Below are 16,727 nucleotides of genomic sequence, written 5' to 3'. Positions count from 1 at the left end.
AAGGACGGATACGTGAGCGAAGCATCCACCCCGAAGACGCCAGAAGAGAAACCGGCCAGCGAAGCCGTGAAAGCCACGCCTACACCTGCACCCGCGAAGGCGCCGCGCAATGGCAGCGGTAACGGCCTTGCCGCGTTCGCCCTGCTGATCGGGCTGGCCGGTGCCGCTGCTGGTGGCTGGAGTCTCTGGCAACTGCACCAAATGCAGAACCGAGATCAGCAGCAGGCTGAGGATCTGCAACGTACGCGTGACGATAGCGCGAAGAAGGTGGAGGAGCTGGCCCAGCGCCTGGACTCGCGTCTTTCAGCCCTGCCCAGTGCGGCCGAACTGGATGAACGACGCCGCCTGCTGGCCAACCTGCAGAATGATCAACAGCGCATGAGCCAGCGCCTGGAGTCGGTGCTCGATGGCAGTCGCCAGGATTGGCGTCTGGATGAGGCCGAGCACTTGCTGCGCCTGGCTACCCTGCGGCTGTCCGCATTGCAGGATGTGGCCACCGCCGAGGCGCTGGTACAGGCTGCCGACGACATTCTCCGTGAGCAGGATGACCCTGCCGCCTTCGCTGCACGCGAGCAACTCAGCCGCAGCCTCGAAGCCCTGCGTACTACGGCGCGTCCGGATCGCGTCGGTTTGTTCCTGCAGTTGGGCGCCCTGCGTGAGCAGGCGGCGACCCTCAATCCGCTTGCGCCCACATTCGACGGTCAGGGCGATGTGCTCTCCGATCTCGCTGCCGAAGGTGATGGCAGTGCCTGGTGGGGCGAGTGGGTGAAGAAACTGTCGGATTACTTCCGTATCGAGTTCGATGCCGATCGCAACGTGCGTCCGTTGTTGTCCGGACAGAGCCTGTCGCAGGTGCGTCTGAGCCTCTCGCTGGCGCTGGAGCAAGCGCAATGGGCTGCACTGCATGGCCAGACCGGTGTGTACCAGCAGTCGCTGAAGCAGGCGGAAGAAATCCTCGACGCTCATTTCAACCTGGATAACCCCGATAGCCGCGCCCTGCGCCAGCGCTTCGGCGAGTTGGCCGACGCCAGTGTCGAGGTCAAGGTGCCGGACCTGAGCGACTCGCTCGACGCGTTGCAGGCTTACCTGCAACGTAAGCAGGCACAACGCCGGCAGGGGGCCGCCGCGGCCGGGGAGGCGCAATGAAACGCCTGATCTGGCTGCTGTTGCTGCTGGCCGTCGCCGCCGGTCTGTACGTGCTCAGTCTGGCCATCGATGCCGACCGCGGTTACGTGCTGTTCGCCTACAAGGGCTTCCGTTACCAGTCCGGTCTTTGGGCTTTCCTCGGTCTGGTACTGGTCGTCGTGCTGCTCTACTACCTGATCAAACTGACGTTGCGCCTGCTGCTCAGCTCGACGCGTCTGGCCAACCCATGGTCGCGATTGCACCGCACTCGTCGTGTCCGCCAGGCCTCCGAGCAGGGCATGCTGGATCTCGCCGAGGGACGCTGGGCGCGTGCTCAGCGCCAGTTGACTCGCGCTGCCGAGGCCGACAGCCAGCCGCTGATGTATTACCTGGGTGCTGCACGTGCGGCGAACAAGCTTGGCCAGCATGAACAGAGCGATGCATTGCTCGAGCGCGCGCTGAACAAGCAGCCGCAAGCGGAGCTGGCCATTGCCCTGACGCATGCCGAACTGCAGCGCAGTCGTGGTGACAGCGACGCCGCCCTGGACACCCTGCAGGCGATGCGTGAACGCCATCCGGGCCATCACTTGGTGTTGCGCCAGTTGCAGCGCTTGTATCTGCAGCGTCAGGACTGGTCTGCCTTGCTCGGGTTGCTGCCGGAGCTGCGCAAGGAAAAAGCCCTGCCTGCCGCCGAACTCGACGAACTGGAGCGCGAAACCTGGCGCGGTCGCCTGGCTGAGGCCGGTCATGCTGGACAGGGCGAGGGTGAAGCTGCATTGCAGCCGTTGACGCAAGCCTGGCAACAGCTTTCCGCGCCGTTGCGTCAGGAGCCGGAGCTGATCGCCACCTATGTCGAGCAGTTGCGTCGCCTGGGGGCGCAGGAGGAGGCCGAAGAGGTGCTACGCAGTGCGCTCAAGCGTGGCTACGACAGCCGCTTGGCACGCTTCTATGGTGTGCTGCGGGGCGCCGATCCGGCGCGCCAGCTACAGACAGCCGAGCTCTGGCTCAAGCAGCACCCGCAGGATCCGGCGTTGCTACTGACCCTTGGCCGGTTGTGCCTGCAGAATCAACTCTGGGGCAAGGCGCGCGATTATTTCGAAACCAGCCTGAAGGTCGAGCGTCACCCGGAAACCTGCGCCGAACTGGCCCGCCTGTTGGCGCAACTGGGTGAGCTGGAACGCAGCAATCAGTTGCTGCTCGAGAGCCACGCTCTGCTGCACCAGGGCTTGCCCAGCCTGCCGCAGCCTCAGAGTGCGAGCATCTGAGCGGACGGAGGGGCATTCCGTTCGGACGAGTAGCCGTTCGCCATGCATGAGGCGCCTTGAAAGGCGCCCATGCTTTCCTCTACCGTACTGCCCTCGATTTCCCTCCGGAGCCATCATGCAATTGGCCAGTCCGCGTCCCCTGTTCTTCCTGGCATTTCTCGGCTGCGTGCTGCTCATGGCAGTGGCTCTTTATCTGGAGCATGCAGTGGGGCTGGAGCCCTGCCCGATGTGCATCGTCCAGCGCATCTGCGTGATCGGGTTTGGTCTCGTCTGCCTGGTGGCCGCGATCCATGGCCCAGGGCGCCTTGGCCAGCGCATCTATGCCGTGCTGGCGTTGTTGTTCGTACTCATCGGTGGCGCTACGGCTGGGCGGCAAATCTATCTGCAGAGCGTTCCGGCCGATCAGCTCGAGGCCTGTCTGCCGAGTCTGGAGTTCATGATGCAGGCCCTGCCGATGCAGGACGTCGTGCGCCTGGTGTTCCAGGGCACGGCGGATTGCGCAGAGGTCAACTGGACCTTGTTCGGCATGAGCATTCCCGAGTGGAGCCTGCTGGCGTTCATCGGCATGTTCGGCTTCTGCCTGTTGCAGCTGCTGCGTCGTCGTTGAAGCGTAGAGGGCACGGCACTCTGGTCGTGCCGATCAAACGCGCGTATTAAATTTCTCGCCAAGGTGCCTTGATGGTGTGTGCCTGCGGGCATAATCTGGCTCGCACGCACCGCCGGAAAAACGCCATTTTGCGGTTTCCTTTCCGTGATCAGCTGGCAATTGACAAAAAAACGGCGTGAGCAGTTTTCTACGTTGCATCGCGACGGTCGAAAGGATAGTGCCCAGGATGGCCGACCCTATAAACGTCTCGGGAGTGGACGTATAACAGGCATTACCGATAAGGGAAGCGAGGTTCATCATGCTTGAGAGTTGTCAGAACGCACAGGAACGTTGGGGTGGTGTGCACCAGCTGATTGACCGTTGGCTGGGTGAGCGCCGTGAGCTGGTGCTGGCCTATACCGATCTGACCAAGGCGCCGCAGGCCCCTACGATCAATGGCGAGACTTTGCAGGGCTTTTGCGAGTTATTGGTGGACTACGTGTCGGCCGGACATTTCGAGGTCTACGAGCAGCTCACCAACGAGGCCAAGGCCTTCAACGATCAGCGCGGCCTGGAACTGGCCAAGCAGATCTATCCACGGATCGAATCCATTACCGAGGTGGCACTGGCATTCAACGATCGTTGCGATAACGGCGACTGCCGTGACAACGCTTCTTTGATGGCCGAACTCAATCGCCTGGGGCAACTGCTGCATGAGCGTTTCGAGTTGGAAGACTGCCTGATCGAGGTGTTGCACAACGCCCATCAGGAGCAGGCCGCGGTATTGGCCTGACTGGTTGGCTCGGCGTGCCGGCTCAGTTGGCGACGTCGAGCAACTCCAGATCGAACACCAGTGGCGCGTGCGGTGGAATCAGGTCCCCCGCGCCTTCTTCGCCGTAGGCCTGAGCCGACGGCACTACCAGCCGCCAATGGGCGCCTTTGGGCATCTGTAGTAGCGCGCTACGCCAGCCGGCGATCAGACTGTCCAGACGAAACCACTGCGGTGAGTTGCTCTCATCGAAGACGCTGCCATCAGCCAGGGTGCCACGGTAGCGAACCTGAACTCGGCTGCTGGCGGTGGGTTTGGCGCCGCTCCCAGCGCGCAGTTCCGTGACCAGTACACCGCTCTCGAGTGCACGCACATTGGGCAGTGCGCGTTGCTCGGCTAGGAAGCGCTGTTCCACTTCGACGGCCCTGGCGTGGTGCTGCGGGCTGGCGGCGATGCTGGCTTCGTGGGCATCGAGCAGTTGCTCGATCCGCGCGTCCGGGAGCCGCAATGGCTTGCCTTCATAGGCCTGGCGCAAGCCTTCGAGCAGATCGTTCAGTGGTAGATCCGGAACTTCGTCCTGCAACCGCTCACCCAGACGTACGCCAAGGCTGTAGGCCAGATCCTGCCTCTGCTGGTCGGCCTGAGCGCCGAGGCTGCAGCAGAGGGCGAGGGCGGCGAATACGGCGCGGCTCATGACGATGTCTCCCGATCAAGATGCTAGGGCTGTTAAGGTTTCGCAGCGACATGAGGTTCGCCGGCGCATCAAAAGGCCTTGGCGATTATGCCAGTGCACGTCGGTATCTGCTCGGATCGCCAAAAGGCCTATGGCGAGGGCTCGCGCCTGCGTCTAGTATGGGCGCATCCACATCCGCCTGGAGGCGCGCCATGTCGGCCAAGAAGAAGTCCATCACTACCCCGCTGCATTTGCTTCATCAACTGTCTGCCAGCCTGCTCGAACATCTGGAAGGCGCTTGTTCGCAAGCGTTGGTCGATGCCGAGAAACTCCTCACCAAGCTTGAGAAACAGCGCGGCAAGGCCCAGGAAAAACTGCACAAGGCCCGCAGCAAGCTGCAGGACGCCGCCGTGGCCGGCAAAGCCAAGGCGCAGGCCAAGGCCAAGGATGCAGTCGCTGAGCTGGAGGAGTTGCTTGATGCGCTCAAGTCCAGCCAGAGCGAGACTCGCACCTATATCGCCCAACTCAAGCGTGATGCTCAGGAAAGCCTGAAGCTGGCTCAGGGTGTCGGTAAGGTCAAGGAAGCAGTAGGCAAGGCACTGTCGGTACGCGAGGCCAAAGTGGTTGCACCTGCCGCCAAACCTGCCAGCAAACCCGCTGCTGCGAAGAAACCGGTAGCTGCCAAGGCTCCGGCTAAGAAGGCTCCGGCCAAGCCTGTGGCTAAAGCACCTGCTGCCAAACCGGCGGCTGCGAAAGTCCCAGCCAAGCCCGCTGCCGCCAAGCCAGCTGCTGCCAAAGCCCCGGCTAAACCCGCTGCTGCCAAGCCAGCTGCTGCCAAAGCCCCGGCTAAACCCGCTGCTGCCAAGCCAACTGCTGCCAAAGCTCCGGCTAAACCCGCTGCTGCCAAGCCAGTTGCTGCCAAAGCTCCGGCTAAACCCGCTGCTGCCAAGCCAGCTGCTGCCAAAGCTCCGGCTAAACCCGCTGCTGCCAAAGCTCCGGCCAAACCCGCTGCCGCCAAGCCAGCTGCTGCGAAAGCTCCGGCCAAACCCGCCGCCGCCAAGCCAGCCGCTGCGAAAGCCCCGGCCAAGCCCGCTGCCGCCAAGCCAGCCGCTGCGAAAGCGCCGGCTAAACCCGCTGCCGCCAAGCCAGCTGCTGCGAAAGCGCCGGCTAAACCCGCTGCTGCCAAGCCTGCCGCTGCCAAAGCCCCCGCTAAGCCGGCACAGCCCAAGGCCGCGGCAGCTCCCGCAGCTCCTACTGCTCCAGCGGTCGCTCCGGCGCCTGCCGCGGCCACCAATGGTGCCGCTGCTCCTGGTGCATCGAGCGCGTCCTAACGAGTGATAACGGCGCCGCGCAGCACTTGCAGCGCGGCGTTGTCATTTCCGGCAAGGTGTCGCAGCCAGTCACTGCCGGCGCTCTCGCTTGGCCAATCCTTGGTCAGCGCTTCCAGCCTTTTCAGTAACAGCCGTTCGGCTTCCAGTTCCATTTGCTTGAGCTGCTCGCGCAGGGTCGTTAATTCGACATCCTGGCTCGCGGCTGTTCGCCATTGCCGGCGTGCTTGCCGCAATGGCATGACGACGTTCTGCTGCCAGGGCTGCGCCAGGTCGCGCAAGGCCTGCAAATAGTCGTCCCGGCAAGGAATGCCACGTTGCTCGAGCCAGGCGCCGGCCAGTAACAGGCAGACGTCACAGCCTGAATCCTGCAGTTCCAGGCAGGCACTTTCCACACCCGGGCGAGCGTAGAGCTGTACGGCGAAATTCCATAGATCCTGCACGCGGCCTCCCAGGCGATTTCGGGGCGAAACTGATAGACTCCGCCGCCATTATGATCCGACTCCAGAACCTCACTCTACAGCGTGGTCCGCAACGCCTGCTCGAAGGCGCCGAGCTGACCCTGCACGCCGGTCACAAGGCCGGCCTGATCGGCGCCAACGGCGCCGGTAAATCCAGCCTGTTCGCCCTGTTGCGCGGCGAGTTGACCCCGGACGCCGGCGATTGCCTGCTGCCCGGCGACTGGCGCATCGCCCATATGCGTCAGGAGGTCGATACCCTCGACCGTCTGGCTGTCGACTACGTGCTCGACGGCGACCACAACCTGCGCCGCGTGCAGGCCGAACTGGCCGCCGCCGAGCAGAGCCATGATGGTGCTGCCATTGCCCGTCTGCACAGCGAGCTGGACAGCGCCGATGGCTATACCGCCGATGCCCGCGCACGCAAATTGCTGGCTGGCCTGGGCTTCGAGAACGCGCAGATGGATCGTCGTGTCGGCGACTTCTCCGGTGGCTGGCGGATGCGTCTGAACCTGGCCCAGGCGCTGATGTGTCCGTCCGATCTGCTGTTGCTCGACGAGCCGACCAACCACCTGGATCTGGACGCGATTCTCTGGTTGGAAGGTTGGCTGCAGAGCTACCCCGGCACCTTGCTGCTGATTTCCCACGACCGCGATTTCCTCGATGCCGTGGTCGATCACGTCGCCCATGTCGAGCAGCGCAAGCTGAACCTGTATCGAGGTGGCTACACGGCCTTCGAGCGCACCCGTGCCGAACGCCTGGCCCAGCAGCAACAGGCCTACGAGAAGCAGCAGGCGCAACGCGCGCACATGGAAAAGTACATCGCCCGCTTTAAGGCCCAGGCTACCAAGGCCCGCCAGGCGCAGAGCCGTATCAAGGCCCTGGAGCGCATGGAAGAGCTGAGAGCGGCGCACGTCGACTCGCCGTTCGATTTCGTGTTCCGCGAGGCCGACAAGATTTCCACGCCGCTGCTCAGCCTCAGCGAAGGGCGCCTGGGTTATGGCGACAAGACCGTGCTGCAGCAGGTCAAGCTGAGCCTGGTGCCCGGTGCGCGCATCGGCCTGCTCGGCCCCAATGGCGCGGGCAAGTCGACGCTGATCAAGAACCTTTCCGCCGAGCTGCAGCCGCTGAGCGGCAGCCTGACCCGCGGCGAAAACCTGGTGATCGGCTATTTCGCCCAGCACCAGCTCGATGCCCTGGACGACAAGGCCAGCCCGCTGCTGCACCTGCAGCGCATCGCGCCGGCCGAGCGCGAGCAGACGCTGCGCGACTTCCTCGGCGGTTTCGACTTCCGCGGCCCGCGTTGTGACGAGCCGGTGGTGAACTTCTCCGGTGGAGAGAAGGCCCGCTTGGCCCTGGCACTGATCGCCTGGGGCAAGCCCAATCTGCTGCTGCTCGATGAGCCGACCAACCACCTCGACCTGGAAATGCGCCTGGCGTTGACCATGGCCCTGCAGGAGTTCGCTGGCGCCGTGGTGGTGGTCTCGCACGATCGCCATCTGCTCAAGAGCACCACCGACGAGTTCCTGCTGGTCGCCGAAGGTCGCGTGGTGCCGTTCGATGGTGACCTCGACGACTACGCGCGCTGGCTGGTGGATTACCGTCAGCGCCAGGCGCCGGTCAGTGCTCCGGTAGAAGGTGCTGCGGACAAGACCGACAAGCGCGCCCAGCGCCAGGCCGCCGCCGCGCTGCGCCAGCAACTCGCCCCGCACAAGAAGCAGGCCGACAAGCTGGAGCAGGAGCTGGGCAAGGTGCAGGAAAAGCTCGCCGCCGTGGAAACCCAACTGGGCGACAGCGGTCTCTACGAGGCTGCGCGCAAGGATGAGTTGCGCGATTGTCTGGCGGAGCAGGCGAAGTTGAAAGCCCGTGAGGCCGAGTTGGAAGAGTCATGGCTGCTGGCGCTGGAAACCCTGGAAGCGCTACAGCAGCAGTTGGAGGAGAGTGAGTGATGGAACAGCTCGAGCTGCTTGCAGCCTGGCGTGACCCCCTGGTGCGTACTGGTCAGGTGCTGCTGATCCTGGCGCTGGCCTGGCTTGCCCAGCGCATCCTGACTCGCGCCATCAGCCGCCTCGGTGCGCGCTACAGCCTGTTGCCGCCAGAGGTTCTGCAGCCGCTGCGTGGCCTGGTGCGCTGGCTGATCATGGGCAGCGCGCTGCTCATGGTGCTGGAGCGCCTGGGCGTGTCAGCGACGGTATTGTGGACGGCCCTGACCGGTTTCACGGCCGTGGCAGCCGTGGCGTTCTTCGCCATCTGGAGCGTGTTGTCGAACATGTTCTGCGCGCTGCTGATCTTCACCATGGGGCCGTTTCGCATCGGCGATACGGTCGAGGTGATCGACAGTGCCGACAAGCCTGGCGTGAAAGGTCGGGTAATCGCCATCAATCTGTTCTATACCACCTTGCAGGATCTCAGCGAGGACGCAGCAGGCGCGGTGTTGCAGGTACCCAACAGCCTGTTCTTCCAGCGATCCGTACGGCGCTGGCGCTGAACTCGGGCGCATCGAGAAAAAATTGCACAACCTAGGGTCTGTACGAAAGGTGCCTGTACGGGACGAGCATTCGTGCCTCGCAGTCGGCAGCCACCTTTCCTACACAACCTAACCCCTCTGTGGAGTAACTCCGAATGGAATGGCTTAGCAACCCGGAAATCTGGGTCGCGTTCCTGACCCTGACCGCCCTGGAAATCGTTCTGGGCATCGACAACATCATCTTCATTTCCATTCTGGTCAGTCGTCTGCCCAAGGAGCAGCAGCCCAAGGCGCGTTTCTTCGGTCTGGCACTGGCCATGGGGACGCGAATCCTGCTGCTGCTGTCGATCGCCTGGGTGATGCGCCTGACGGCCGATCTGTTCCATGTCTTCGGTGAGGGCATCTCGGGGCGAGATCTGATCCTGTTCTTCGGCGGCCTGTTCCTGTTGTTCAAGAGCACGGCGGAGATCTACCACAGCCTCGAAGGTGCGGAAGAGGGTGGGCCGGATGGGCCGAAGAAGACCTACGGTTTCATGGGCATCATCGTGCAGATCGCCATCATCGACATCGTCTTCAGTCTTGACTCGGTCATCACCGCTGTCGGCCTGGTCGAACATGTGCCAGTGATGGTGGCGGCCATCGTCATCTCGGTGATCGTGATGATGCTGTCGGCCAGCACCATCAGCGACTTCATCGACAAGCACCCGAGCCTGAAGATGCTGGCGCTGTCGTTCCTTATCGTGGTCGGCACGGTGCTGATTGCCGAGAGCTTCGATGTGCATGTGCCGAAGGGCTACGTCTACTTCGCCATGGCCTTCTCCCTGGCGGTCGAGGCGATCAACATTCGTTTGCGTGGACGGATGAAAAAGCAACAGCAGGCCGAGCCGGTGCAGCTGCGCAAGGGCTCGCCGGATTGATCGGGCGGGAGTAGGCTTGAGGGCGTGCTCCCGCTTTTTCTTTTCCGAGGTAATTCGCCATGGCTCTCGAAACCTGGCTCGCTTTTCTGGTCGCCTGCTGGGTGATCAGCCTCTCGCCAGGCGCAGGCGCCGTGGCGTCGATGTCTGCCGGCCTGCAATACGGTTTCTGGCGGGGTTACTGGAACGCCTTGGGGCTGCAGATCGGCCTGGCGTTGCAGATCGCCATCGTTGCTGCCGGCGTGGGGGCGATTCTCGCGACGTCGGCGCTGGCATTCAGCGTCATCAAATGGTTTGGCGTGGCGTATCTGGTCTACCTCGGTTACAGGCAGTGGAAAGCCCTGCCTACCGATCTGGATACCGGCGCCGCCGAAAGACCGATTGGTCGACCGCTGACGCTGGTGTTGCGGGGCTTTCTGGTCAACGCCAGTAACCCCAAGGCGATCATCTTCATGCTCGCGGTACTGCCGCAGTTCATCACCCCGCATGCGCCGCTGGTGCCGCAATACCTGGTGATGGGGGTGACCATGATCGTGGTGGATCTGATCGTCATGGCCGGCTACACCGGGTTGGCCTCTCGTGTGCTGCGGGTGCTGCGTACGCCGCGCCAGCAGCGGGTGATGAACCGCAGCTTCGCCGCATTGTTCGTGGCGGCAGCTGGGTTGTTGGCGACGGTCAAACGCGCCGCGGTGTGAACCCTTTGCTGTACTGATCGGCCGCCATCCAGGCGGCCGATTCGTTTTCGGCATAAAGTTCCCGGCGCTTTCTGGAACAGTGCGTTCGTCTGCTTGTTACAAGATATTTCCGATATTCCTTGTGCCCAGGCGTCTGCGCGGCAACAATTTGATGCCACCCATTCGCGTTTGGGATGCATTGATGTCTCGTATTCGTTCTCTTCTTTCCTGGCTGCTGCTGCCCGTTCTGGCTGGCTGCAGTCTTCTCGCCGTCGGCGAACCCCTCGACGGCGCAGCCCAGGCCCTGCATCTGCTGGGCTATATCGGCGCCGACTATCCCGCTACCGTATCGGCCGGCCAAATCGTCGATAGCGGCGAGTATCAGGAGCAGCTGGAGTTTCTCGGCGTGCTGCAGGGGCTGGTCGTGGCCCTGCCGGCACGGGCCGAGCGTAGCGAGCTGGAGCAGGGCGTCAGCGCCTTGCGCGATGCCGTTACGCAGCGCCAGCCTGGCGAGCAGGTCGCAGCCGAGGCGCGTCGTCTGGGCGCCCGCCTGGCTGAGCTGTACGCAATTTCCCAAAGCCCGGTGCTGACCCCCGATCCCGAGCGTGGCGCACCGCTGTATGCGCAGCACTGCTCGGTCTGCCATGGCGATAGCGGCGCGGGTGACGGCCCGGCGGGGATCGGTATGGAGCCCGCACCGGCCAATCTGCGAGATGGCGCGCGCCTTGATCGCTTGAGCCTTTATGACCTGTACAACACGGTTGGGCTGGGCATCGAAGGCACCGACATGCCGGCATTCGCCGATCAGCTGGACGAGCGCCAGCGCTGGGATCTGGCGACCTATATCGCCGGTTTCACGGCCACTGCGGGGCAAGGCAAGGCTACCTTCTCCATGGCGGATCTGGCGGGGCGAACGCCTGCCGAAGTCGCCGCAGCCGGTGGTGACGTTGCCGCGTTTCGCGCTCAGCGAGCCAAACCGCAGATCGAGCAGCGTGGGCCGCAGCAGTTGATCGGTTATACCCGCGACACCCTGGAGCGCAGCCTGGCGGCCTACCGCGCAGGGGATCACGAGCAGGCCTATGACCTGTCCGTGGGCGCCTATCTGGAAGGCTTCGAGCTGGTGGAAAGTGCCCTCGACAACCTCGACGCTGCGCAGCGCAAGACCACCGAGAAAGCGCTTATGGCCTACCGTCAGGCGTTGCAGGATGGCGCCAGTGTCGCTCAGGCAGCCCAGGCGTTGGAGCTGGCCAAGGCCGAGTTGGGCAAGTCGGCGGCGTTGCTGGAGGAAGGTGCGATGGACGACAGCCTGAGCTTCTTCGCCAGCCTGCTGATCCTGCTGCGTGAAGGGCTGGAGGCCATCCTCGTGCTGGCGGCGATCCTTGCCTTCCTGCGCAATACCGGTCAGCAGCAGGCGGTGCGCAGCGTGCACATCGGCTGGGGGCTGGCGCTGTTGGCCGGCGTCGCCACCTGGGCCGTGGCAGCCTATCTGATCGATATCAGCGGCGCTCAGCGTGAATTGCTCGAAGGCGCCACCGCGCTGTTCGCCAGCGTGGTACTGCTGTGGGTCGGTGTGTGGATGCATGACCGGCGCCACGCGGCGGCCTGGCAGGACTACATCAAGAGCAGCCTGGTCGGTGGCGGCGGTCGCTTCGGTTTTGCCGTGCTGGCGTTCTTCTCGGTGTACCGTGAGCTGTTCGAGGTGATCCTGTTCTACGAGACCCTCTGGCTGCAGGCTGGCCCTGCCGGACACGGCGCCGTACTGGCGGGCGCGGCTGCGGCCCTGGTGCTGCTGATTGGCCTGGCCTGGGTGATCCTGCGCGGCTCGCGCAAGCTGCCGTTGACCACCTTCTTCGGTATCAATGCCGTGCTGCTGTGCGTACTGTCGGTGGTGTTCGCCGGCCACGGCGTGGCAGCGCTGCAGGAAGCCGGCGTGCTGGGCACACGACCGGTGGCGTTCTTCGACTTCGACTGGCTGGGCATTCATGCTGATGCCTGGAGCCTGTCAGCTCAAGGACTGGCACTGGCAGGTATCGCGCTGCTCTACGGGCGTAGCCTGTTGGGCGAACGACGCCGGCTGGCCGAGCAGCATTGAGGCGTGACCGGGGGCGGCATTTGCCGCCCTCGTTGCATCAGAGCGTGAACCGCTGCCACGACAGCTGGTCTCAGTGCACCTAGGCTGGTTCCGATCCCTTTGCCGAGTGCGCGCATGTCCTCCACGATTCATTCCACCCATTACGCCGACAGCCCTGATCTGGCGTTGGCCGCGTTGCGTCATCCCACTCTGGAGCAGGCGCTGTCCAGTGCCTGTGCTCAGCTTGCCGTGCGTGAGGCCTACCTGGCGGCCTTGCGCGACCCGGCCATCGGACCGCAACCGCGGCTGTTGCTGGCGATTTCCGGCGCGGATGTCCGTGGTCAGCGCCGGCTGGCCGCACTGGTAGCAGAGCTGCTGCCCGATGAAGTGGAGTTGGATCTGATCGAGCTTGCCGACGATAACCTGTCGCGCGCCGTGCGTGAGCGCTGCCAGGCGTTCTACTGCGCCTGAGCAACGCGCACCCTACCCGCACAGCAGGGCGGCCAGGCATACTGGCGCCCTGTTTGGTCGTCAGGGGCAGCGCTAGTCATGCGTGTCTGGATCGATGCCGACGCCTGCCCCAGGGCAGCGCGGGATCAGGTGGTGAAGTTCGCTCTCAAACGCGGTTTCGAAGTGGTGCTGGTGGCCGGGCAGGCCGTCGCGCGCCCAAACTTTGCCTGTGTGAAACTGATCGTGGTGCCCAGCGGCCCGGATGCGGCCGATGATTATCTGGTCGAACACGCCGTGCCCGGCGAACTGGTGATCTGCAGCGATGTGCCGCTGGCCGACCGCCTGGTGAAAAACGGCGTCGCCGCGCTTGATCCGCGTGGACGCGAGTTCGACGAGCGCAACATGGGCGAGCGCCTGGCCGTGCGCAATCTGTTCACCGATCTGCGTGAGCAGGGTCAGGTGGGTGGCGGTCAGGCGGCTTATTCGGACAAGGATCGCCAGGCTTTCGCCAACTCACTCGATCGGATTCTCACGCGTCTGAGCCGATAACGCTCCAGGTTGATCCGGCTACGGGCTTTGGCATTTTTTGTAGGCGGCGTTTTAGTGGCTACCGACTCAGTGCTCGTCGCGGCTAAAGCCCCTCCCACATCATCCTCACCCGCACAGATAGGTGCCGGTGCCCACGGCAACCAGCACGCCTTCATCGTTGTGCAATTCCATGCGGATCACCGCTACCTTGTTGCCGGCGCGCAGGGGCATGGCGGTGGCGATGAAGCGCTGGCCGCGGCCGGGTCGCAGGTAGTCGATGCGCAGGTCGATGGTGCCGAGTTTGGACAGCTTGCTCATGCGTTCGGCCGCCGGCAGGTGCTGGTGGTTGGCGAAGGCACCGATCAGCGCCATGGCGCCACCGCAGACGTCGAGCAGCGAAGAAATCACCCCGCCATGCAGGATGCCGTGGACGAAGTTGCCGATCAGTTCGGGCTTCATCGGCAGGTGCATGGTCACCCGTTCCTCGCCCAGTTCATCGATCTCGATGCCGAGAAACTGGTTGAACGGGATACGTTGGAAGAAGGCAGTCACCGCCTGTTGCAGGTCGGCGTCCAGGCTGAAGGCTTGCGGCATCGTGGCACTCCGGAAATCACGTACCTGTCACGCTGCCGCAGCCAGGCGTGCTTGGCCAGGGCTGCGGCCGGAGTGCCCTGGCCAATGACCGAAGCGCCGTGTGAACGGCGCCCGACGCCGATCAGCGGGTGGGCCGGGCGGCGTTCCGCTTTAGCCCGCCAATGGCGATCAGCGTGTGCTGAAACGGAACGCCCCTCGTCCGCTCCGACGGTCAGTGGTGCGCCAGTTCCAGCACCCGGTCGACCAGCTTGTTGATGCCCGACGCCGCTTCGGCGATGGACTGGGCGAGCATGTAGGCCGGCGTGGTGACCAGCTTGCGCGCTTCGTCCTCGACGATGTCGCTGACGTCGCACTCGTGGTGCTCGGCGCCCATCTGGGTCAGTGCGCTGGCGGTGTCTGCATCGTTGCCGATGGTGCAGATCACCCCGGCGCCGAAGATTTTCGCGGCCAGCGCCGGGGCGATGCAGATCAGGCCGACCGGTTTGCCGGCGTCGACGAAGGCCTTGCAGGCGGCCAGCACGTCGGGCTGCACGGTGCAGCCCGCGCCGCTGGTGGCGAAGTCGGAGAGGTTCTTCGCCACGCCGAAGCCGCCGGGCAGGATCAGTGCGTCGAAGTCGGCGACGTGCAGCTGTTTGACGTCCTTGATCTGGCCACGCGCGATGCGCGCGGATTCCACCAGCACGTTGCGTGTCTCGTTCATCTCGTCGCCGCTGTAGTGATCGACCACGTGCAACTGCGGCACGTTGGGAGCAAAGCACTGCACTTCGGCACCGCGTTGGTCGAGGCGCAGCAGGGTGATCACGCTTTCGTGGATCTCGGCGCCATCATAGACGCCACAGCCGGACAGAATCACTGCCACTTTTTTGCTCATGCTCGACTCCTGGTGAGGAAAGACGCGTCCGTGAGGCGGGCGCGGTTGTTACCAATTCTTGGGCCTGGCTGTCGTCAAATGCCACTCGGACTGTCATTTGCCGCCGCGAAGCATAACGGGCCGGCGCATAGGATGAATAACAGCTCATTCCCGAGACAAGTACAACGATATGGCGCAGTCATGAATTACATCCTCTATGCGGTGCCCTTCTTCTTTCTCCTGATCGGCCTGGAGTTGTTCGCCGATCGCTGGCGCGGCATGCGCACCTACCGCCTGGCCGATGCCCTCAACAGTCTCAGCGCCGGTGTCCTGTCGCAGGCTACCGGCCTGGTGACCAAGGTCGTTGGCTTGTTGACCTACGCCTTCGCTTGGGAGCATCTGGCGCTGTTCACGCTGGATGCCGGCAGCCTCTGGGTGTGGGTCTTCGCCTTCGTCTTCTACGACTTCTGCTACTACTGGAACCACCGCCTGGGCCATGAGCGCAACGTGCTCTGGGCCGCGCACTCGGTGCACCATCAGAGCGAGGACTACAACCTGTCCACCGCGCTGCGCCAGACCAGCACCGGCTTTATCTTTGGCTGGATCTTCTACCTGCCGATGGCGGTTGCCGGCGTGCCGCCGCTGGTATTTCTCAGCGTGGCGGCACTCAACCTGCTTTATCAGTTCTGGGTACACACCCGGCATATCCCCAAACTGGGCTGGTTCGAGTGGCTGTTCATCACACCCTCCAATCACCGCGTGCACCACGCGCAGAACCCTATTTACATGGATCGTAATTACGGCGGTGTGTTCATTGTCTGGGATCGAATTTTTGGCACCTTTCAGGAGGAGTTGGACGAGGAGCCAGTAGTCTTCGGCGTCACCGTGCCGCTGGCCAGCTGGAACCCGCTGTGGGCGAATCTGCAGGTCTATGCCGGCCTATGGAGCGATGCGCGGCGTAGCGAGTCCTGGTGGGATCGGCTGCGTATCTGGTTCATGCCCACCGGCTGGCGCCCGGCCGACGTGGCTGCGCGTTTTCCACAGGAGAAGGCCGACCTGAGTCGCTTCGTCAAATTCGAGGTGCCGCTGGGCCGTGGTCAGCAGTGCTACGCCGCGCTGCAGTTCGTCGTCTACCTGCTCGGCGGTACCTGGCTGCTGGCGCAGGCCGAGGTGTTGACGCCGGTCGGGATGCTGCTCGGCTGCGCCTGGGTTGCGTTGGGCCTCTACAGCATTGGCGCCTGGCTGGAGAACCGCAGCTGGGCCATGCGTCTGGAGCTGTTGCGCCTGCTGGCCAATCTGCCGCTGCTGGCGCTGGCCGATGTGCTTGGCATGCTCACGGCTGGCACCGGCGCCTGGACGCTGCTGGCAGGCTACCTGCTGCTCAGCCTGATCGGTTTGTGGGGTGTGCGGCGCGGTTCGTCAGTCGGCCCGACGCTGGCGCCGCCGGTATAGCCAACCGAGGGCGATCAGCAGCGCCACGCCAGCGGCCAGGTAGAGCTGGGCGTGACGCACGTCTTCCAGCAAGCCGCTCATGGCATTGCCCAGGCGATAGGCGATCAGGCTCAGACCGCCGGCCCACAGCGCCGCACCGATGCAGTCGAAGAGCAGATAGCGGCGCCAGGAATAGCCGGACAGGCCGATGGTGACCGGCATCACCGTGCGCAAACCGTAAAGGAAGCGAAAGCCCAATACCCACAGGTCGGGATGGCGGCGCAGCAGGGCGCTGGCGCGTTCGCCCAGCGGTTGCCAGCGCGGGTGGCGTTGCAGCAGGGCGCGGCCATGGCGACGGCCGAGGTGGAACCACAGCTGGTCGCTGGCGAAGGTGCCGAGGAAGGCGCACAGCGCCACCAGTTCGATGCTGAGCAGGTTGCGCACAGCCAGGTAGCATGCCACCAGCAACGACACCTCGCCTTCGAGGAAGGTGCCCAGAATCAACGCCGGGTAGCCGAACTGGCGAATCAGGTCTTGCAGCATC

18 protein-coding genes are annotated in these 16,727 nt (G+C 63.8%); 13 read left to right on the top strand and 5 right to left on the bottom strand.

The window, feature by feature from the left end:
• Window positions 1-12 precede the first annotated feature (12 nt).
• The 4 genes from C7A17_RS08585 to rsd all read left to right on the top strand — a co-directional run bounded on the left by C7A17_RS08585 (window position 13) and on the right by rsd (window position 3,769).
• Entirely contained in the window at window positions 13-1,146 is a 1,134-nt protein-coding gene (locus C7A17_RS08585) for a uroporphyrinogen-III C-methyltransferase (RefSeq protein ID WP_106737639.1), read from the top strand.
• Window positions 1,143-2,390 carry a heme biosynthesis HemY N-terminal domain-containing protein gene (locus C7A17_RS08580; protein ID WP_106737638.1) on the top strand — a complete coding sequence of 416 codons (1,248 nt, stop codon included), beginning with the start codon at window positions 1,143-1,145 and terminating at the stop codon, window positions 2,388-2,390. Before C7A17_RS08585 ends, C7A17_RS08580 begins: the two co-directional genes overlap by 4 nt.
• Window positions 2,391-2,505: 115 nt before the next feature.
• Entirely contained in the window at window positions 2,506-2,997 is a 492-nt protein-coding gene (locus C7A17_RS08575; protein WP_106737637.1) for a disulfide bond formation protein B, read from the top strand.
• A gap of 298 nt (window positions 2,998-3,295) precedes the next feature.
• Entirely contained in the window at window positions 3,296-3,769 is a 474-nt protein-coding gene (gene rsd, locus C7A17_RS08570; RefSeq protein ID WP_106737636.1) for a sigma D regulator, read from the top strand.
• Between the two features lie 22 nt (window positions 3,770-3,791).
• On the opposite strand, the gene C7A17_RS08565 is transcribed toward rsd, so the two are convergent.
• Window positions 3,792-4,439 (bottom strand): FKBP-type peptidyl-prolyl cis-trans isomerase, encoded by a 648-nt coding sequence (locus C7A17_RS08565; protein WP_106737635.1) that lies wholly within the window; start codon window positions 4,437-4,439, stop codon window positions 3,792-3,794.
• Between the two features lie 191 nt (window positions 4,440-4,630).
• Between C7A17_RS08565 and C7A17_RS08560 the strand changes: the two genes are divergently transcribed.
• The gene (locus C7A17_RS08560; RefSeq protein ID WP_106737634.1) at window positions 4,631-5,749 is read left to right on the top strand and encodes an AlgP family protein; all 1,119 of its coding nucleotides are present in this window, start codon (window positions 4,631-4,633) and stop codon (window positions 5,747-5,749) included.
• Here C7A17_RS08560 and C7A17_RS08555 read toward each other — a convergent pair.
• Window positions 5,746-6,189: a TIGR02444 family protein gene (locus tag C7A17_RS08555; RefSeq protein ID WP_106737633.1), complete on the bottom strand. Its 444-nt coding sequence runs from the start codon at window positions 6,187-6,189 to the stop codon at window positions 5,746-5,748. The genes C7A17_RS08560 and C7A17_RS08555 overlap by 4 nt on opposite strands.
• Before the next feature lie 50 nt (window positions 6,190-6,239).
• Between C7A17_RS08555 and C7A17_RS08550 the strand changes: the two genes are divergently transcribed.
• The 7 genes from C7A17_RS08550 (at window position 6,240) to C7A17_RS08520 (ending at window position 13,329) form a co-directional block, all read left to right on the top strand.
• Complete coding sequence (locus C7A17_RS08550) at window positions 6,240-8,153, top strand: ATP-binding cassette domain-containing protein (protein ID WP_106737632.1); 1,914 nt, start codon at window positions 6,240-6,242, stop codon at window positions 8,151-8,153.
• Complete coding sequence (locus C7A17_RS08545) at window positions 8,153-8,692, top strand: mechanosensitive ion channel family protein (RefSeq protein WP_106737631.1); 540 nt, start codon at window positions 8,153-8,155, stop codon at window positions 8,690-8,692. Before C7A17_RS08550 ends, C7A17_RS08545 begins: the two co-directional genes overlap by 1 nt.
• Before the next feature lie 134 nt (window positions 8,693-8,826).
• Window positions 8,827-9,588 carry a TerC family protein gene (locus C7A17_RS08540; protein WP_106737630.1) on the top strand — a complete coding sequence of 254 codons (762 nt, stop codon included), beginning with the start codon at window positions 8,827-8,829 and terminating at the stop codon, window positions 9,586-9,588.
• A gap of 59 nt (window positions 9,589-9,647) precedes the next feature.
• Window positions 9,648-10,280 carry a homoserine/homoserine lactone efflux protein gene (gene rhtB / locus C7A17_RS08535; RefSeq protein WP_106737629.1) on the top strand — a complete coding sequence of 211 codons (633 nt, stop codon included), beginning with the start codon at window positions 9,648-9,650 and terminating at the stop codon, window positions 10,278-10,280.
• A gap of 181 nt (window positions 10,281-10,461) precedes the next feature.
• Window positions 10,462-12,351 (top strand): FTR1 family protein, encoded by a 1,890-nt coding sequence (locus C7A17_RS08530; protein WP_106737628.1) that lies wholly within the window; start codon window positions 10,462-10,464, stop codon window positions 12,349-12,351.
• A 114-nt stretch (window positions 12,352-12,465) separates the two neighbouring features.
• Window positions 12,466-12,801, top strand: coding sequence for an enhanced serine sensitivity protein SseB C-terminal domain-containing protein (locus C7A17_RS08525; RefSeq protein WP_106737627.1), 336 nt, complete (start codon window positions 12,466-12,468; stop codon window positions 12,799-12,801).
• Window positions 12,802-12,879: 78 nt separating this feature from the next.
• Window positions 12,880-13,329, top strand: a complete 450-nt coding sequence (locus tag C7A17_RS08520; RefSeq protein WP_106737626.1) for a YaiI/YqxD family protein — start codon at window positions 12,880-12,882, stop codon at window positions 13,327-13,329.
• A gap of 105 nt (window positions 13,330-13,434) precedes the next feature.
• Here C7A17_RS08520 and C7A17_RS08515 read toward each other — a convergent pair whose 3' ends face one another.
• Window positions 13,435-13,902 (bottom strand): thioesterase family protein, encoded by a 468-nt coding sequence (locus C7A17_RS08515; protein ID WP_106737625.1) that lies wholly within the window; start codon window positions 13,900-13,902, stop codon window positions 13,435-13,437.
• A 211-nt stretch (window positions 13,903-14,113) separates the two neighbouring features.
• Window positions 14,114-14,773 (bottom strand): isoprenoid biosynthesis glyoxalase ElbB, encoded by a 660-nt coding sequence (gene elbB / locus C7A17_RS08510; protein WP_106737624.1) that lies wholly within the window; start codon window positions 14,771-14,773, stop codon window positions 14,114-14,116.
• Between the two features lie 180 nt (window positions 14,774-14,953).
• On the opposite strand from elbB, the gene C7A17_RS08505 reads away from it, so the two are divergent.
• A complete protein-coding gene (locus tag C7A17_RS08505; protein WP_106737623.1) occupies window positions 14,954-16,204 on the top strand; it encodes a sterol desaturase family protein in 1,251 nt (416 codons plus the stop codon).
• Here C7A17_RS08505 and C7A17_RS08500 read toward each other — a convergent pair.
• The gene (locus C7A17_RS08500; RefSeq protein ID WP_106737622.1) at window positions 16,172-16,726 is read right to left on the bottom strand and encodes a DedA family protein; all 555 of its coding nucleotides are present in this window, start codon (window positions 16,724-16,726) and stop codon (window positions 16,172-16,174) included. The two genes, C7A17_RS08505 and C7A17_RS08500, sit on opposite strands and share 33 nt — an antisense overlap.
• Window position 16,727 lies beyond the last annotated feature (1 nt).

The sequence above is a fragment of the Pseudomonas mendocina genome (assembly GCF_003008615.1).
Lineage (GTDB): Bacteria > Pseudomonadota > Gammaproteobacteria > Pseudomonadales > Pseudomonadaceae > Aquipseudomonas > Aquipseudomonas mendocina_C.
The sequence above is the reverse complement of the archived record's forward strand: the minus strand, read 5'-3'. Positions and strand labels throughout refer to the sequence as shown.

Bases quoted from the DNA above. Each gene is read 5' to 3' on its own strand.
- C7A17_RS08500 (WP_106737622.1), bottom strand. From the start codon at position 16,726: ATGCTGCAAGACCTGATTCGCCAGTTCGGCTACCCGGCGTTGATTCTG.
- C7A17_RS08525 (WP_106737627.1), top strand. From the start codon at position 12,466: ATGTCCTCCACGATTCATTCCACCCATTACGCCGACAGCCCTGATCTG.
- elbB (WP_106737624.1), bottom strand. From the start codon at position 14,773: ATGAGCAAAAAAGTGGCAGTGATTCTGTCCGGCTGTGGCGTCTATGAT.
- C7A17_RS08560 (WP_106737634.1), top strand. From the start codon at position 4,631: ATGTCGGCCAAGAAGAAGTCCATCACTACCCCGCTGCATTTGCTTCAT.
- rsd (WP_106737636.1), top strand. From the start codon at position 3,296: ATGCTTGAGAGTTGTCAGAACGCACAGGAACGTTGGGGTGGTGTGCAC.
- C7A17_RS08530 (WP_106737628.1), top strand. From the start codon at position 10,462: ATGTCTCGTATTCGTTCTCTTCTTTCCTGGCTGCTGCTGCCCGTTCTG.
- C7A17_RS08520 (WP_106737626.1), top strand. From the start codon at position 12,880: ATGCGTGTCTGGATCGATGCCGACGCCTGCCCCAGGGCAGCGCGGGAT.
- C7A17_RS08565 (WP_106737635.1), bottom strand. From the start codon at position 4,439: ATGAGCCGCGCCGTATTCGCCGCCCTCGCCCTCTGCTGCAGCCTCGGC.
- C7A17_RS08515 (WP_106737625.1), bottom strand. From the start codon at position 13,902: ATGCCGCAAGCCTTCAGCCTGGACGCCGACCTGCAACAGGCGGTGACT.
- C7A17_RS08540 (WP_106737630.1), top strand. From the start codon at position 8,827: ATGGAATGGCTTAGCAACCCGGAAATCTGGGTCGCGTTCCTGACCCTG.
- C7A17_RS08545 (WP_106737631.1), top strand. From the start codon at position 8,153: ATGGAACAGCTCGAGCTGCTTGCAGCCTGGCGTGACCCCCTGGTGCGT.
- C7A17_RS08575 (WP_106737637.1), top strand. From the start codon at position 2,506: ATGCAATTGGCCAGTCCGCGTCCCCTGTTCTTCCTGGCATTTCTCGGC.
- C7A17_RS08505 (WP_106737623.1), top strand. From the start codon at position 14,954: ATGAATTACATCCTCTATGCGGTGCCCTTCTTCTTTCTCCTGATCGGC.
- rhtB (WP_106737629.1), top strand. From the start codon at position 9,648: ATGGCTCTCGAAACCTGGCTCGCTTTTCTGGTCGCCTGCTGGGTGATC.
- C7A17_RS08550 (WP_106737632.1), top strand. From the start codon at position 6,240: ATGATCCGACTCCAGAACCTCACTCTACAGCGTGGTCCGCAACGCCTG.
- C7A17_RS08580 (WP_106737638.1), top strand. From the start codon at position 1,143: ATGAAACGCCTGATCTGGCTGCTGTTGCTGCTGGCCGTCGCCGCCGGT.